This is a genomic window from Parabacteroides sp. AF14-59, from assembly GCF_003479515.1.
In the GTDB taxonomy this organism is placed as follows: domain Bacteria; phylum Bacteroidota; class Bacteroidia; order Bacteroidales; family Tannerellaceae; genus Parabacteroides; species Parabacteroides faecis.
In genome coordinates this window covers 52,970-70,622 of sequence record NZ_QUHH01000010.1, presented here as the reverse complement: position 1 = coordinate 70,622, position 17,653 = coordinate 52,970, and the positions used below count along the sequence as shown (strand labels likewise).

Below are 17,653 nucleotides of genomic sequence, written 5' to 3'. Positions count from 1 at the left end.
ATTAAAATGTAACAGATAGTCCGATTGTAAAACTTCTCAGTATGGGATAGTTGTATGAACTACCTCCGTTGGTGATGATCGTGTTTTTACCTCCGTCGCTGGCAGTTGCTTTTGCTTCTGTGTCTTCACCGTAGATGGAGCCTACATCAAAGTTTTTGGTATGTTTATATAAAGGAGACCAACTCCATAGGTTTTCTCCGGACAGATAGATACGTGCCGACTGCATATGGGTTGCTGCTATCCATGATTTGGGGAGGTTGTAGCCTATTTGCAGGTTTTTCAGACGGACATAAGCTGCATTCTGCAAATAGCGTGTTTGTGCTACTGCCATCTGAGAAAAGCCCTGCAAGGCCGAGTAACCTCTGTAACGCGGGAAGTAAGCAGTAGGGTTTTCCTCCGACCAGATATCTCCCAACATGGAAACCGGTATGTTGTTGTATGGGCGGTTGTATTGGCCCCAGAATAGTGCATTGTCGTATCCGGGCCACCAGTCTTGTTTTCCTACTCCCTGGAAAAAGGCGGAGACAAATATATTGTTCCAGTCGGCACTCAGATTCAGACTGAATGTGTAGCGTGGGGTCGTATTGCCTATTACTTTCCGGTCTCCCGGATTGTCTAGGGTGTTGGTACCGTAATTGATTACGTGGTCATTGTTCAGGTCTTTGAACTTGATATCTCCGGGCATTCGTTTCGTGCCGTATCCTACCATGTATAGCGTCTGGTCGGCATGAGTCTTGACATCTTCTTCGGAAGTAAAGAAACCTTCTGTTACATACCCCCATATTTCACCTACGGTTTTGCCTTTATAGAAGTCGTCGACGTTGTTTGTTTCGTTGTTGTAACGGTCTATCTTGGATACATAATCGGCAAGCGTGAAACGTGCTTCATATGAAAAAGGCTTGTTTGCAAAGTTGAAATTGTCATGCCAGCTAAGCGTGATTTCCCAGCCACGGGTGGTCATGTCGGCATAGTTCCCTTTAGGTACCTCTGCCCCGAATACGGCAGGGAGTGTTTTTCCTACGGTATACATATCGGTTGTTTTCCTGATATAATAGTCGGCGGCAAGACGCATGCGGCCGTCCAGTGATCCCATATCGAGACCGAAGTTGGCTGTCGTCGCAGTCTCCCAGGTCAGGCTTTTGGGAATGATGGTCGGCATATATGTTTGCTGGTTCAACGAACCGTTGAGCAACCGGCTCATCTGATAGATGGAGAATAATTCTTTATACGCATAGGCATTTATATTTCCATTGCCTAATGAACCGTACGAAGCTCTGATCTTTACATCGCTGATCACTTTGGGATTTACATGCCAGAAGGCTTCCTCCGACGCTCTCCATCCTCCGGATACGGAAGGGAAGAAACTCCATTGCTGGTCTGACGGAAATTTGGATGAACCGTCGAGACGGCCGTTTACCTCCAGCAGATATCTGTTTTTGAAGGCATAGTTAAGTCGGAAGAATCCTCCGGCGATTCTCCATTTGTCATACTCGCTGTTCACGGCAATTGCGCTGCCATTGGCCATATTTATATTTTCGGCATCGTCGAAGATCAAACCGTTTCGCCGGGTTGAAACTTCTTTATAGGTGGACTGTTCGTAGTTATATCCGACCATGCCTTTTAGATAATGGTTGTCGCCGATCGTTGGTTCATATTCGGCATACAGATTAGTGGCAAGATATTTGGTAACTGCATTCTCTTCTTTAAAATCGTCTGTCGAAGAACCCAGGTAAGAGATGACCCCCTGTTTTGTGCTGTAGGGAACGGGACTTCGTTTTGTCGTATTATTATCATCTGCGTTGCGGAATGTGATGTCGCCTTTGAGACGTAAAGTATTCTCCAGGAATGTCGCTTCAAAGGAAGAGGTATTCCGGGTGATCCGCTTTTCATAATTTGTATAGCTTTTACCGTACCACAAGTCGCCTATGCTGTAGGCAGCGGCCATTGTCAGTGTTCCGTCGGGATTGAACATGGTAGCTACCGGTAAGCCTTCTCCTTCAAGCCCGTACCAGACACTACCGTCGGCTACGGTCAGTGGATTATGGTAATTCATCTGCGAAAAATCGAAATTGTTGCTTACTTTCAACCAGGGTAGGATCTGCGCGGAACCTTTTGCCCGGATGTTATAAATTTTGTAGTCGTCACTGTTATATTTGAATAATCCGTCCTGTCCGTAGAAATGTCCGGATACCAGAAAATCCGCTTTTTCTCCGCCGCCCTGTATCGTGACATTATGGTCATGCGAGAGAGTTTGTTTTTTGTAAAGTTCGTTATACCAGTCCGTATTGCCGTAATAGGTATAACTTCCGTCGCTTCCGGTTACCACTTCCGGAGCGTTCATGCCCGGGCGGTGACTGGCCATTTCATTGTACCAGTCTTCCGAATACGGATTCGATTTGTGGAATTTTGAGGGAGTTGTCGAATAGTCGTAAGCAGCCGAGTAGGCCTCGACGAACATGGTAGCATATAAATATCCGTCGGTTACCATGCTCGGTACGACTGTCGGAGTCTTAACGGAAAAGTTTCCATTGTAAGTGACTGATGTCCGTTCTTTATCCGGGTTTTTGGTGGTAATCAAAACAACTCCGAATGCTCCGCGGGCACCGTAAATAGAAGCCGAGGCTGCATCTTTCAAAACAGATACGCTGGCAATATCGTTAGGATTCAGCATAGCAGGATCTCCTTCGACACCGTCTATCAAAACGAGGGCGCTACCGCCTTGACCGATAGAAGTGGTACCACGTACGTTGAACTCGGCCGAACGCATCGGTTTCCCGTCGGAGAGCGAGATGTTCAGGTTGGGGATCGTTCCCTGAAGTCCCTGGGTCAGATTCGCCATCGGACGGTTTTTCAAGATCGCATCGGTAACTTGTTCAACGGCTCCGGTTAAGTTTACACGTTTTTGTGTGCCGTAACCGACTACCATGACTTCTTCCAGCGATTGGGAGTCTTCTTTCATTATTATTTTAAGGATATTACCTGTTACCTTTATCTCCTGAGACAGATAGCCGATATAGGTGACGGATAGAATTTTACCCGGACTAACGGCAAGGGTAAATTTCCCGTCCGTATCTGTCACAATACCGTTAGTGGTTCCTTTCTCGATGATGCTTGCACCGGCGAGAGGTACGCCGTTCTCGTCAAAAACCGAACCTGTGATCATTCTTACTTGTTGTCTGACCTCCTTTTTTTCTGTTTGGGGAGAGAGGACTATATAGGAACCTTCGAATGAATAATTTACCGTACCATCGAAAAGGTGTGAGAGAACACGCTGTAGCGTTTCTTTCTTTGCATTTACTGAAACGATTCTGTTCAGATCTACATTTTTATTGTAGACGAATAATAGTTCAGTCTGATTTTCAATCTCATGTAGGATATCTTCCAGTTTGACATCTTTCTTATTTAAAGTAATATGGATATTATCCAACCGGATATCTGTCGCCTGGGCGTGCAAGGTATAGCACATAAAAAGTATTACGACAGTATAAAATACTGCCTTGTATTTATGGTAATTCATGTTTCTATAGATTACTTAGATTTAATAAACTAGATAGTGTATGAAGGAATTTCAGGTCTACGGAGCATCATACACACATGTTCCTCAGGTTATGAATTGATTCTTTTCATAAGCGATTGTTTTAAATTGTTGTCATAACTACTTGATATATACAGTCGATCGATTGTTGCTAAATTCGAAAGTGAACGATGCGTCCCGCTGTAATACACGCAGGATATCGCTGATCCCGTCGGATATACGGAATGTTCCGCCACACATATAGTTATCCAGCTCCTTGTTCTGAATGACGATCTGTAGATTGTAATTCTTTTCCAGACGTGCCATAAGGTCTTTAAAACTGGTGTTTTTGAAACAGATCAGTCCGTCTTTCCACCGGTAATAATCGTAATCGCTTATCGGCTTGACAGCTAGTTGCCCGTTTTCGGAATAAGCTATGTTGTCAGGCGTAAGCATGATACTTTGTTCCGGAAGTTCCGTGTCGGCTACTTCTACGCTTCCTTCTAACAAGGTGGTTGTAAATGTATTTGAAGCGGAATCGGCTGAAACGTTGAATTTGGTACCGAATACTTTTATGTCGTAACGTCCGGAGTGGACGATGAATTGCTGTTTCTTATTTTTAGTGACATCGAAAAAGGCTTCTCCTTTCAGGTATATTTCACGTAAATCACCATTGAAGGAAGTAGGATAGGATAACTCGGAACAGGCATTGAGCGATACTTTGGTCCCGTCTGCCAATACGAGGTCGACATGTTGCCCTGCCGGAACCGTGATAAGGTTCATTGCGGTGGTTTCTTTGTCGCTTACCAGGTAGGCTATGTTTATGGAAAGCAAAATAATAATGGCAGCAGCGATCTTTCCCCACATTTTCCAGTTGAGGTAATGACGGGATCTCTTTTCTTCTTTCCCGTTCCCGGCATCTGAAAGTTGCAGCATATCGTAGAAATGACGTTCTGCGATAAAGATATTTTCGTTTTCAGGAGCACTTTCAACCCATTTCCTGATTGCCGATAATTCTTCCCCGGAGACATTCCCTTTGAATAATTTGTGTAATAATTCTCTTTCCATTTTATCTGCTTATATTAATAAAGGCAAAGATATCAACCTGTACCCTAAAATAAAACGTTACTTTTTTTTCAATCCGGGTAAATAATTACTTAATGAGGAGCGTAAGGCATTTAAAACCTTACTGATATGGAATTCTACGGATTTCTGGGAAAGTTGCATTTCTTCTGCGATTTTGGGATAGGTCATATTATCCTGGCGGCTCATGTTAAAGATACGGCGGGACTTTTCGGGGATTTGCTTTAAAGTGTCATGCAGCAATTGCTGTAATTCCTGGTTGTAAATTTCTTCCGGTTCACACGATTGCAAGGATGAAATACGCATTTTCAGTTCCCATTCGGTGTCTGACAGTATGTTTTGTGAGATCTCGTCCCAGGTTCGTTGTTTCTGGAGATGGTTTAGGCATTTATGTTTTATAATGGTCAATAAGTAAGTGGAATAGTTTTCAATGACCGGTAACCTTTCTTTGTTTTCCCAGCAATAGGTGAAACTGTCCATTACCAGGTCTTCTGCAATGTTTCTGTCATGTACATAGGAAAGTGCAAAACGAATGTAATGTTCCCGTTTTTCGATAAAGAGATTCGTTAATTGCTCTATGTCGGATTTATTATCTTCCACTTTGTTATTTTCCCGGCAAATATATAAAAAACAACCGGAAGTCACGATTTTATCTGTCAGGCACAGAATGAAAAACGTGGCTTCCGGCAGTATGGCCTTCTGAATATACTGTTTTTTTATTTCTTCAGCAGCGGCCAGTTCGGGTCTTCGATATGTTCACGGACCATGATCTCTTTCAGTTCGGCCACTTTATCCGGATATTTGTCCAGGATATTATGTTTTTCCGAAGGATCGGCTGCCAGGTTATACAGTTCATAATACGGTTTGTCGCCGCGGATATTCATATGGACCAGTTTCCACGGGCCTTGGCGGACAGCCTGGCGGCCATTCATTTCCTGAAATTCGAAATACAGGAATTCATGCTCCTTCTGTCCTTTGCGGTTTTGCAACAGCGGCAACATACTTACGCCGTCCATCTCTTTCTGTTTCGCCTTCGGATGGATGATCTCTTCGAACGTAGGCAATACATCCCAGAATGAACACATGAAGTTCGTTTCCGTTCCCGGCTGTATATGTCCCGGCCATGAAATGATCATCGGTACACGGATACCGCCTTCGTATAAGTCGCGTTTGTAACCCCGGTATATGCCGTTGCTGTTGAAGAAATCAGGATCGGCACCCCCTTCCATATGCGGGCCGTTGTCGCTGGCAAAAATGATGATCGTATTGTCGTATAGACCTTTATCTTTCAGTTTCTGGATAATCTGTCCGACATACACATCCAGGCGGTAGATCATGGCAGCAAACGTGGCATGCGGATAAAGCTGCGTGCAGTAACCGCCTTTACGGAAAGCCGGATTTCCCGGTTCCGTTCCCTTATATGCTTTTTCCGGATACATACCCCGGAATTTTTTGATGATGCTGTCTTCCGGAACGATCAGTTCGGCGTGCGGTAAGATGGTCGGATACCACATGAAGAAAGGTTCGTCTTCCTTGATATTATCCAGGTAATCGAGTGCTTTGGAGTGGATCAGGTCTTGTGAGTAAGTACCTGTCCCGTATTGAACGTCCACTACGTTGTCTTTCAGTTCCACCCGTTGGTCGTTATCCCACAGATGGTCGGGGTAATAACTGTGGGCCAGCAACTGGCAGTTGTATCCGAAGAATGTCTCACATCCCTGGTTCCTGGGGTCGCCGGAAGTACCGATGTAACCTAATCCCCATTTGCCGAATGCCGAAGTCTTATATCCTGCGTCCTGCATGACATGGAAAATGGTCCGTGCATCTTCCGGTAATGGAAATTGCCCTTCCGGATCTAATTCCTTGTTTCCACGGATGGGGGTATGGCCGCTGTGTGTACCTGTCAGCAGGCAGGAGCGGGAAGGAGCACTGACGGTGGTTCCCGAATAGCACTGGGTGAAACGCATGCCGTTTTGGGCCAGTTGGTCGATGTTGGGAGTTTCGAATTTTTCCTGTCCGTAGCAACTCAGGTCGCCGTATCCCAGGTCATCCGCCAGGATGAATACCACATTCGGTTTTTTGTCTTTGTTTTTCTGTGCATGCACAAAAGGAACGGCTGCAATCAGGCCGGAAGCGAGTAAAATAGTTTTTTTCATGATTCTAAGATGTTTCTTGTCAGACATGTCGGCAAAGTTATATTTTTTTTTATTGTACCTTTGTACGGTCTAACTAAAATGATAAAAAATTATATCCCGTGGCTAAGATAGTTGAAACCCCATTGATGAAGCAGTATTTCGATATTAAGGCGAAACATCCGGATGCTGTCCTTTTATTCCGTGTAGGAGACTTTTACGAAATGTATGGCGAAGATGCCGTGGTCGGTGCCGAAATACTGGGAATCGTACAGACTAAAAAAGCCAACGGACCGGGACAATTTATCGAAATGGCGGGTTTCCCGCATCATGCGCTCGATACCTATCTGCCGAAACTGGTCCGTGCCGGTAAACGTGTTGCAATCTGCGATCAGCTGGAAGACCCGAAGATGACCAAGAAACTGGTGAAACGAGGGGTTACGGAGTTGGTTACCCCGGGAGTTTCTATCAATGACAATATTCTGAACCATAAGGAAAACAACTTCCTTGCTGCCGTTCATTTCGCTAAAGATGTTTGCGGCGTCGCTTTTCTGGATATTTCGACCGGTGAGTTCCTGACAGCCGAGGGAACGATCGATTATATCGACAAACTGCTTAATAATTTCTCTCCGAAAGAGGTTCTTGTCGAGCGTAACAACCGTAAGAAATTCGAGGAAGTGTTCGGTCCCCGTTTCTTCACTTTCGAGATGGAGGACTGGGTATTTTCCGCCGATGCTGCCAACGACCGCCTGCTGAAACATTTCGAGACGAAGAACCTGAAAGGCTTCGGGGTGGAACATCTGAAACTGGGGGTTGTCGCTTCGGGAGCGATCCTCTATTATCTGGATCAGACACAACATACGCATATTTCGCATATTACAGCGCTTTCACGTATCGAGGAAGACCGTTATGTGCGTCTCGATAAATTTACGGTACGCAGCCTGGAACTGGTCGGTACGATGAACGATGAGGGAACCAGCCTGCTGGATGTGATAGACAAGACGGTTTCCCCGATGGGATCGCGTATGTTGCGCCGCTGGGTGCTGTTCCCCCTGAAAGATGTCAAACCGATCCGGGACCGTCAGAATGTGGTGGATTATTTTTTCCGTCATCCGGAGGTAAAGGATATACTGGATGAACAGATCGAGCAGATCGGCGACCTGGAACGTATTATTTCGAAAGTGGCTGTAGGCCGCGTTTCCCCTCGTGAAGTGGTGCAGCTGAAAGTCGCTCTCCGGGCGATCGAACCGATCAAAGAGGCTTGTATGGCAAGTGATGAGCCGAGCCTTTCCCGTATCGGCGAACAGTTGAATGCTTGTACCGAGATACGCGACCGGATAGAAAAGGAGATCAATAACGATCCGCCGTCTTTGCTGAATAAAGGCGGTGTCATAGCCAAAGGGGTCAATGCGGAGCTGGATGAGTTGCGTGCCATTGCTTATTCCGGCAAGGATTACCTGATTCAGGTACAACAGCGGGAAAGTGAAAAGACCGGCATCCCGAGCCTGAAGATTGCCTTTAACAACGTATTCGGTTATTATATCGAAGTGCGTAATGCGCATAAGGACAAAGTACCTGCCGAATGGATACGCAAGCAGACATTGGTGAATGCCGAACGTTATATTACAGAAGAACTGAAAGAGTACGAAGAAAAGATATTGGGCGCTGAGGAAAAGATATTATCCCTCGAAGGCCGCCTGTTTACCGAGCTGGTGACTTGTCTGGCGGAGTTTATACCCCCTATTCAGGTGGATGCGAATCTGATCGGTCGTCTGGATTGCCTGTTGTCGTTTGCCAAAGTGGCGGAAAGTAATCGGTATATCCGTCCGAACGTGGATGATTCGGATGTGATCGATATAAAGTCGGGCCGTCATCCGGTGATCGAGAAACAGCTGCCGCTCGGCGAGGCCTATATTGCCAACGATGTCTATCTGGATAGCGAACAGCAACAGATCATCATTATCACTGGTCCGAATATGGCGGGTAAGTCGGCGTTGCTGCGTCAGACGGCATTGATCACGCTGATGGCACAGATCGGTTGTTTCGTCCCTGCCGAGTCTGCCCGTATCGGTATGGTAGATAAGATATTTACCCGTGTGGGGGCTTCCGATAATATCTCTGTCGGTGAGTCTACCTTTATGGTGGAGATGAACGAGGCGTCGAATATCCTGAACAATATGTCTTCACGCAGCCTCGTTCTTTTCGATGAGCTGGGACGGGGAACAAGTACCTACGACGGTATCTCGATTGCCTGGGCGATCGTTGAGTATATCCATGAGCATCCGGATGCCCGTGCCAAGACGCTTTTTGCCACTCATTACCATGAACTGAACGAGATGGAACGTTCTTTCAAACGGATAAAGAATTATAATGTCTCGGTGAAAGAGGTCTCCAATAAGGTGATCTTCCTGCGTAAATTGATTCCCGGTGGTAGCGAGCATAGTTTCGGTATCCATGTGGCGAAGATGGCGGGTATGCCTAAAAGTATCGTGAAACGTTCCAGTGAAATCCTGAAACAACTGGAAACGGATAATCGGCAGGAGAGTATCGATTGCAAAGAGAAAGCAAAAGGCAAAGGTAAGGTAAAAGCGAAGCCGGTCAGGGAAATTGCTTCTGCTGCCGAAGGTTATCAACTCAGCTTCTTCCAACTGGACGATCCTGTTTTAAGCCAGGTTCGCGATGAGATCAAGAATCTCGATGTCAACAACCTTACTCCGATCGAAGCCCTTAACAAATTAAGTGAGATACGGAAGATTATTACAGGGAAATAAGGGAGATTCAGGTATAACGAAGTAGTACCATAGTGGTTACATACTGATTTTATTACAAAATATTGCTTGAGTCAAATTGTCAAAATGCTACTTTAAGTAGTTCCTGAAGAGGCTGTATGAACCAGGGGACAGTTGTGACTATTTTTACGCAAACGTAGCAAAGTCCCATATTGTCATATTAGATGCAACAGCATGGTCGATCATTCCAAATTGCACCCAAAAAACAGATAATACGGAGTTTTTTTCTTTGATAAAAGATATTATTGAGAATTATGTCGCTGCTATCGTGGCTCTGGTTTGAGAGCTTCCAGAGCAAGAAATAGCTATAAAACATAGAATTTGAGGATAAAAAAAGAACCAAACAGAGACGTATTAACGTATATTTACACTGTTTTTGGTTTAAAATAAACCTTCATTCCGTTTAAAACAAAAAAATATTCGTTTTAAACGAAGTGGAAATTTGTTTAAGACAAACTGGAAGTAGGAAGTAAGATGTTTAAATTGTTAATTATTGTGATAATAAGATTCCTGGAAGTTACCTTTCGGCAGATTGTTGAGTTGTCAGATTAAGATATTGTCTTACATATTGAAACCTAAAATTTGTTTTTTAAATCATTATGTCTTCAGATAATAATCACATTGTTAATTCATCTCATTCTTCTTTCAGTTAGCTTTGAAAGATAAGTTATAAAGACAACCTGGAGACTGAAATGTGATGTTTGAAAAGAATTAAAAAGGCTTGTCTGGAAAAAAATAGCTAAAATTGCATTCGAATACTTTCGCTATTTCATTCAAATGATTTATATTATATTTTGCCCTTTTGTGGGGGCTTTCACAATCACGGATAAAACCTTGGCTAAGGTTAATGTTATCAGCAAATTCTCTTTGTGACATTCCTTTCTCAATTCGTAGTTGTTTTACTCTCTGTATTACAAAGTCTTCTATTTCCGTCATCTTCTTTTTTTGTTAAAGAAAGATTTCTTTTAGAGAATAGCTGAGCGTATATGTATTCTTATTATCTTTGTGCGTATAAAAACGAAGGTTCTTCTTTGGGAATCTTATTGAATAAATAATATATGTTAATATAATAAATAGAATTCAAATATAAATGTTTATTTTGTGAATGGGAAACGACTATTGTGTAATTCTAATTCCGATAAGTATGCATAAAGTAAGAAAAGAAATAGTATTGCCTTTACATGTTAAATATTTAATCTAGTATATATTGAATGCCTCTATAACAGATGAAAAACTGATTGCTGCAATCGGAAAAGATGATTACAGTAGTTACAATAAGCTGTTTGTCCGTTACTACAGCCGCCTGTGCTGTTATGCGTACCGTCTGTTGGAGGATAAAGAGGATGCCGAAGATGTTGTGCAGGAGCTGTTTCTTACGCTTTGGAATAACCGGAAGAAGATTGTGGTCGGGGAGAATGTTTCCGGCTACTTGTATAAGATGGCGAGAAATCTGGCATTGAACCATATCCGTACGCAAACAAATTACAGAACACTTTTGGAAAATCGGGAAGAACAGCTTCCCTATTATGAGGAAAATCCGCTCGAGTCTGAAGAATTCCGCATGGCTCTTTACGATTGTATCAACCTGCTGCCCGGCAGGTGTAAAGAGGTATTACTCCTCCACCGTGTAAAAGGACTGAAACAGAAAGAGATTGCCGACCAATTATCCATCTCAGTCAAGACAATTAAAAATCAGATATGGGTATCCCTTCAGAGACTGAAAAAGTGTCTGGAAGTAAAGGGTGCATAATTTTTTTTAGGTCCGTATAGGACCTTTGTTGTTTTGTGGTGTCTTACTTATAAAAGGAATATTTATGGAGAGAAAAGGACTCATAAGCGATCATATAGTAGACTACCTGCTCAGTGGTGGGAAAGAGATTACCGACCCGGTGCTGCAGGAATGGCTGGACCGGAATGAGTCGAACCGGCAGGAACTGGACCGGTATCGCAGGATCTGGGAGGAATCCGGACATTATATGGATATCGGCCTGTTCGATACGGATCGCGCCTGGGAGAAGATCGATACGATCAACCGGCAGAAGAATATCTTCCGGAAACGTCTGAATAATATGTATTATACTTTATCGGGTATCGCAGCATCTGTCTTATTAATGGTCGTCCTTTCCTTGAGTAGAGTGTTTGAAGAGGAACAGGATATCTCGGTCAGTCTGACGGCTGATTACGGGAACCGTTCGGAAATAGCCTTACCCGACGGCTCGATCGTTAAGTTGAATTCGGGGTCAGATATTACCTATGTATATAATTCGAAAAAGAAAGTCCGGGAGGTCCGTTTCCAGGGAGAAGGATTCTTTGACGTATCGAAAAGTAAAACCCCGTTCGTCGTGAAAATGGCAAACGGAGTGGAGGTAAGGGTGTTGGGTACGACCTTTAACCTGAAGGCTTATGCCGACGATCCGACCGTACAGGCATCTTTGGTGGAAGGGCATATCGAACTGGGAGATCACACTAACAAACTGAATATGAAGGCTGGCGAAATGGTGGAATTCGACAAACGGACCAACAAGCTGAAACAGCTGGATGGTGATTTGTCTCATGCCTACGGATGGTTGAATAATAAGCTCTATATGGATAATATGTCGTTAGGGGATGTCTGTAAATATCTCGAAAGATGGTATAATGTCAATATCACTATTCAGAAGAATCTGGGAGAAAAAATACATTACAATGGCGTTATCCAGGAAGAAACTATAACGGAAGTACTGGAGGCTTTGTCCCATTTAAGTAATATTGCCTATCACGTGAAGGGAAAAAATATAAGTATAACCTCTAAATAATTTGCCTATGAAGAAACTATCATAAAACACAAAAACGGGAAATGCAGCAACACTTCCCGTCCTATTTTTTGATCATTAATACACAGTGTGTCCAGCACTATTGTTAACTAACAATCAAATTACAAATATATGAATTTTTTTAATTTGTCAAGACCGGAATCGTCTCCGGCCCTTAAAAAGGTATACGCTATTATGAGATTGACAACATTAGCTTTAATTGCTTTCTCGCTCAATATCTCGGCTACCGTTTATTCCCAAAAGACGAAGTTGTCGTTGGACGTAAGCAATCAGTCCATCAAGGAAATCCTTTTCCTGATAGAGAACCAGTCCGAGTTCCGGTTTATTTATGAGAGTGGAAAAATCAACCTGGATAAGAAAGTTTCTGTCCGCGAGAAAGACCAGAGTGTCGAAACGATCCTGAACCGTCTGTTTGCAAAGGAAGGGATCAAGTATGAGATCACAGAGAATAACCTGATCCTGATCAACCCGGCGGAAAAGAGTGATGGTCCGGGAATACCGGTTGTGGCACAGGGAAAGAAAGTTACTATCACAGGTGTGGTTATGGATGCTAATGGAGAACCGGTTATCGGTGCCAACGTGGTGGAAAAAGGTACTACGAACGGAACGATCACAGATGTTGATGGTAAATATACTTTGGATAATGTTTCCGGTAAAAGTCTTTTGGTTTCTTATATCGGTTATATCAGTCAGGAAGTGACTGTACGCGACGGTTCTCCTGTTAATGTGAAGCTGTTGGAAGACACCCAGAAACTTGAAGAAGTGGTGGTTGTTGGATATGGTATCCAGAAAAAAGTGAACCTTACCGGATCAGTTTCTTCTGTCAGCGCAGAAGAGATACAGGATACACCGGCTTCTAGTTTGTCGAATGCACTTGTCGGTAAAATAGCCGGTGTATTGCTGACACAATCCGGAGGTAAACCTGGAGCCAGTTCCGATATGACGGTTCGTGCAAAAGGTACCTGGAATGATACGGAACCGTTGTATGTAATAGACGGTATCATACGTGATAAATTTGCTTTTGATGGTTTGGATGCCAGTGAAGTAGAGAATTTGTCTGTTTTGAAGGACGGTGCTTCGGCTGCTATTTACGGGGCACGTGCAGCTAACGGGGTTGTTTTAGTTACGACTAAGAAAGGAAAAATGGGAAAACCGGTCATTTCCTATACCGGTTCTATCGGTTTGTCGGATGCTACTAAAATACCGGAGACACAGAATGCTTATAACCAGGCTCTTTTTATAAACCACAACCGCGATGTGGAAAATGTGGATCCAACAGATTTGAGTTATTATACGGATGATGAATTAGAATATTTCAGGAAAAATAACTATAACTGGTTGGATGAAGCATGGAAACAGCCGTTGGTTACCAGACATTCGCTGAATGTAAGCGGAGGTAACGAACGTGTTCGTTATTTTATAGGTGGTAACTATTATTATGAAACCGGATCTTTTGATAATCTTAGTTTCAAAAAATATAATCTGAGAAGTAACATCGAAGCAAATATTACTAAGGATTTGGTTGCTACATTAAACCTGAATATGGATATAAGGAATGATCATAAACCTTATTGGAGATATGATAATGACAATGATACGATGAATGACTTGTATAAAGCCCTGTTGTTCCGTACCGGACAGGTTCCTCCTTATGTCAATGGCTTGCCGACAGGTAGTTTTGTAGAATGGCATCCGTTGGAGATATTAGGCGATAATACAGGTTATAACAGAAAGAAATATTCTAACTATGAAGCGAATATTTCGTTGCTATATAATGTGCCGTTTGTAAAAGGACTGAGTTTGAAACTATTGTTCAACAAGTATAACAGACATACTTTTATCAAACAGTTTAACCGTCCTTATTCGTTGTATGAGTTTAAAATGACCGGCGGCCATAACCATATTGTAACAGATGTAGTTGATTTTGTTAAGGTGAGAAATGACGGTGATTATCTGGAAGAAAAATATGATACGAAGGATAGTTACCAGTTGAATGGTTATATCACTTATGCCAATAAATTCGGAAAACATGATGTAGGAGCACTATTTGTTTATGAGCAGACGGAAGGAACTGTAGATTGGTTTAACGGAAGAAGAAATTATTTCATCTCATCTGCTGTAGATCAGCTGTTTGCAGGTAGTTCGGATTCAAAGAATTCGACAGTTGACGGAAAGGGAGAAGAAACGGGACGTATCTCTTACATCGGTCGTTTGAATTATGGTTACGATGATAAATATTTGGTGGAGGCTTCCTTCCGTTACGACGGATCGGTGAACTTCGCACCTAAGAATCGCTGGGGGTTCTTCCCTTCTGCTTCATTGGCATGGAGAGTTTCGGAAGAGAAATTCTTTAAAGAAAATGTACGGTTTATGAATTACCTGAAACTGAGAACCTCCATCGGCCTTCTGGGGAATGACCGTATCGTGTTGAAAGACAAGAATGCTGTTAGCGGATGGCAATGGATGCAGCGTTATAATCTGGTGGACGGTGCTTATTTCGGTTCATTGAGCAGTGGTGTTGCTGCCGATGTAATTCCGAATGTGGATATTACCTGGGAAAAGTCTTTGACGTATAACTTTGGTCTTGATGCTACTTTCCTGAATAATAAGCTTTCACTAAACGTAGATGCATTTTACAGACATACATATGACATTCTCGGCGATCGTGCCGCCAGTGTCCCGGCTACTTTCGGGGCAAAAATGCCGTCTGAAAACTATGCGGTTATCGATGCAAGAGGTTTTGAAGTGGAATTGGGATATAATGACAAGATCGGTGATGATTTCAAATATTATGTAAAGGGAAATCTGGGATATGCTGTTAATGAGGTAATTACGAAAGATGAGGCAGAAAATCTTCGTTCCTATAAGTCGGAAATTGGTTATAGTACGGACCGAAAAATGGGATATATCGCAACAGGAATTCTTCGTACACAGGCGGATCTGGATGCACTGCCGGAGGGCTATACCATTTTCGGACAAAAACCGGAACTGGGTATGCTGAATTATCGGGATTTACGTGGCGCCAATAGTGACGAACCCGACGGCGTGATCGATGATAACGATAAAGACTGGATTATTAATCACACGACTCCTCCTTTGAATTATGGTATTTCTTTGGGGGGCTCATGGAAAGGGATCTCTCTGGATATTTTCCTGCAGGGTGTTGCTGGTAATGATATTATGATCGATATGAGAGGTGCGCAGGCACGGCCGCAGGAAACGAATTTCGACTTCTGGACTGACCACTGGACTCCGGAGAATGTGAATGCTGCTTTTCCGCGTGCATCCCGTAATGCGGCAGGTGAAGAATCGACGTTCTGGGTACGTGACGGCTCTTTCATGCGTTTGAAGAATGTGAATCTGGCGTATGCTTTACCTAAATCTGTTTTGACCAAATTAGGTGTTGCCCAGCTGAAGTTCTTCCTGACAGGCAACAACTTATGTCTGCTGCAAAATAAAATGAAATATTATGATCCTGAAAATTCAAGCATCAGGGCATATCCTCTAATGAGAAGTTATTCTTTCGGTGTGAACCTTAGTTTCTAATTTAATAATGCACAATAGTATGAATGTAAAATATTTCTTATTCGGCTCATTATTAACAGTGAGTATGGGATGTTCAGATATCCTTGATAAAAAAGATTTGTCTGCCGTTACGGACGACCAGGTGTGGGGTGATGCTAAGTATGCGACTGCTTATCTGAACCGGTTATATGAAAGGAATCTGCCCAAATGGGATGGAGAAGCAGATGGAGATGCTGATGCCGCTATCCCCTATTTTTCAGCTTATTCGGATGAGTCAGAAGGAGGGGATGCTTATCTGTATGGTCAGTTGACGACTGCATCTGTGGATTATTGGTACTATGGCTGTATCCGTAATATCAACTTGTTATTTGAGAAACTGGAAGATAATCCGGCTATAGATGCTGAGACTTGTACCAACCTGAAAGCACAGGCCTCTATTTTGCGTGCCTGGCGCTATTTCGGTATGGTACGCGTTTACGGAGGTATGCCGATGATCCTCAGACCACAGAAACTGACGGATGATCTGTTGGTGACTCGTAATAAAACCTCCGAATGTATAGATATTATCCTGCAGGATCTGGATTATGCTTATGAAAATTTACCTTGGATCTGGACTGGTGATGATCTCGGCAGGGCTACTAAGGCTGCTGCACTTGCATTCAAAGGACGTGTGTTGTTGTATTATGCAAGTCCGCAGTTTAATCCGGATAATCATACCGATCGTTGGGAAACTGCCTATAAGGTGAATAAACAAGCAAAAGAAGAACTGGAAGCAAATGGCTATGGCCTATACCCCAGTTACGAGAATTTGTGGTATGATGAAATGAACAAAGAAGTCGTTTGGGGACGCAGATACCAGGAACCGGGTGCTGTAAATTATTGGAATGCATCTACACGTCCAATTTCTGAGGCACAGAATCATGCGGGAGCAAATCATCCGACATTGGAAATGGTTGAGTCTTATCCGATGGTTACAGGAGTACCTATTTCAGAATCGAAGGACTATGATCCTGTTCTATATTGGAAAAACCGTGATCCGCGGTTTAAAACAACAGTTGCATATAATAGTTGCACATGGGAATTAAGCGGTAAAAGCGGAAGAAAGCAGTGGACTTACGTTGGTGCTGAATTAAATATGCCAACTGCAACAGGATTTTATTGCAGAAAGGCTGTCGATCCGTCTTACACACCCTATTATACGGAACGAAGCAGTACGGACTGGATCGAAATCCGTTATGCTGAAGTGTTGTTGAACTATGCAGAATGTGCAGCTATGTTAGGCAGAACAGATGAAGCTTACGCTGTTTTGAAAGCGATCAGAGAGAGGGCAGGAATACTTGCCGGAAATAATGGAATGTATGGTTTGAAGGAGGGGATGACATCGGATCAGATGATTGATGCAATCATGCTTGAAAGAAAGATCGAGCTGGCTTTTGAAGGAAAACGTTATTGGGATTTGCGGCGCAGACGTATGTTTGCTTCGGAATTGAATGGTAAAGTTCGTCACGGCGTTCAGCCAAAACTGAATATTCCTGAAGAAGAATTCAATAAAATAAAGGATACGGTTGACTTTGAGAATGATTATGGCACTTACTTCAGAGACTCATTGGTTGTTCTGGATAAGAAGTTTACAATCGATTTTAAAGATAACTATTATTTTTATGCCATACCGAACAAATATCTGGAAACTAACTCCAAGATGGAGCAGACACAAGGATGGAGCGGCGGAACATTCAATCCGTTAGATTGATTTTAATAATTATGGAGGCGGGGACGGCGTTCCTGCCTTCTTATCAA

At 43.2% G+C, this 17,653-nt stretch carries 10 protein-coding genes; 5 read left to right on the top strand and 5 right to left on the bottom strand.

Annotated elements, in window-relative coordinates; translation table 11 throughout:
• Position 1: 1 nt before the first annotated feature.
• The 4 genes from DWW23_RS12515 to DWW23_RS12500 all read right to left on the bottom strand — a co-directional run bounded on the left by DWW23_RS12515 (position 2) and on the right by DWW23_RS12500 (position 6,753).
• A complete protein-coding gene (locus tag DWW23_RS12515) occupies positions 2-3,517 on the bottom strand; it encodes a TonB-dependent receptor (protein WP_122353625.1) in 3,516 nt (1,171 codons plus the stop codon).
• Between the two features lie 138 nt (positions 3,518-3,655).
• Positions 3,656-4,582 (bottom strand): FecR family protein, encoded by a 927-nt coding sequence (locus DWW23_RS12510; protein ID WP_122353624.1) that lies wholly within the window; start codon positions 4,580-4,582, stop codon positions 3,656-3,658.
• Between the two features lie 57 nt (positions 4,583-4,639).
• Complete coding sequence (locus DWW23_RS12505) at positions 4,640-5,197, bottom strand: RNA polymerase sigma-70 factor (RefSeq protein ID WP_122353710.1); 558 nt, start codon at positions 5,195-5,197, stop codon at positions 4,640-4,642.
• Positions 5,198-5,313: 116 nt separating this feature from the next.
• Positions 5,314-6,753, bottom strand: a complete 1,440-nt coding sequence (locus DWW23_RS12500) for an arylsulfatase (RefSeq protein WP_122353709.1) — start codon at positions 6,751-6,753, stop codon at positions 5,314-5,316.
• A 125-nt stretch (positions 6,754-6,878) separates the two neighbouring features.
• On the opposite strand from DWW23_RS12500, the gene mutS reads away from it, so the two are divergent.
• Positions 6,879-9,500, top strand: a complete 2,622-nt coding sequence (gene mutS / locus DWW23_RS12495) for a DNA mismatch repair protein MutS (protein ID WP_221267779.1) — start codon at positions 6,879-6,881, stop codon at positions 9,498-9,500.
• A 729-nt stretch (positions 9,501-10,229) separates the two neighbouring features.
• Here mutS and DWW23_RS12490 read toward each other — a convergent pair.
• Positions 10,230-10,454: a helix-turn-helix domain-containing protein gene (locus DWW23_RS12490; protein WP_122353622.1), complete on the bottom strand. Its 225-nt coding sequence runs from the start codon at positions 10,452-10,454 to the stop codon at positions 10,230-10,232.
• Positions 10,455-10,725: 271 nt separating this feature from the next.
• Here DWW23_RS12490 and DWW23_RS12485 point away from each other — a divergent pair, with 271 nt between their 5' ends.
• From DWW23_RS12485 to DWW23_RS12470, 4 genes are all read left to right on the top strand, one after another.
• A complete protein-coding gene (locus DWW23_RS12485) occupies positions 10,726-11,268 on the top strand; it encodes an RNA polymerase sigma factor (RefSeq protein WP_221267776.1) in 543 nt (180 codons plus the stop codon).
• 64 nt (positions 11,269-11,332) lie between these two features.
• Positions 11,333-12,313, top strand: a complete 981-nt coding sequence (locus DWW23_RS12480; protein WP_122353620.1) for a FecR family protein — start codon at positions 11,333-11,335, stop codon at positions 12,311-12,313.
• Positions 12,314-12,505: 192 nt separating this feature from the next.
• The gene (locus DWW23_RS12475; RefSeq protein ID WP_122353708.1) at positions 12,506-15,877 is read left to right on the top strand and encodes a TonB-dependent receptor; all 3,372 of its coding nucleotides are present in this window, start codon (positions 12,506-12,508) and stop codon (positions 15,875-15,877) included.
• A gap of 19 nt (positions 15,878-15,896) precedes the next feature.
• Positions 15,897-17,606: a RagB/SusD family nutrient uptake outer membrane protein gene (locus DWW23_RS12470; protein ID WP_122353619.1), complete on the top strand. Its 1,710-nt coding sequence runs from the start codon at positions 15,897-15,899 to the stop codon at positions 17,604-17,606.
• The last annotated feature ends 47 nt before the right edge of the window (positions 17,607-17,653 follow it).

What these genes read in the sequence shown, in the direction of transcription:
- DWW23_RS12500 (WP_122353709.1), bottom strand. Translation starts at nt 6,753, where the DNA reads ATGAAAAAAACTATTTTACTCGCTTCCGGCCTGATTGCAGCCGTTCCT.
- DWW23_RS12510 (WP_122353624.1), bottom strand. Translation starts at nt 4,582, where the DNA reads ATGGAAAGAGAATTATTACACAAATTATTCAAAGGGAATGTCTCCGGG.
- DWW23_RS12480 (WP_122353620.1), top strand. Translation starts at nt 11,333, where the DNA reads ATGGAGAGAAAAGGACTCATAAGCGATCATATAGTAGACTACCTGCTC.
- DWW23_RS12475 (WP_122353708.1), top strand. Translation starts at nt 12,506, where the DNA reads ATGAGATTGACAACATTAGCTTTAATTGCTTTCTCGCTCAATATCTCG.
- DWW23_RS12470 (WP_122353619.1), top strand. Translation starts at nt 15,897, where the DNA reads ATGAATGTAAAATATTTCTTATTCGGCTCATTATTAACAGTGAGTATG.
- mutS (WP_221267779.1), top strand. Translation starts at nt 6,879, where the DNA reads ATGAAGCAGTATTTCGATATTAAGGCGAAACATCCGGATGCTGTCCTT.
- DWW23_RS12490 (WP_122353622.1), bottom strand. Translation starts at nt 10,454, where the DNA reads ATGACGGAAATAGAAGACTTTGTAATACAGAGAGTAAAACAACTACGA.
- DWW23_RS12515 (WP_122353625.1), bottom strand. Translation starts at nt 3,517, where the DNA reads ATGAATTACCATAAATACAAGGCAGTATTTTATACTGTCGTAATACTT.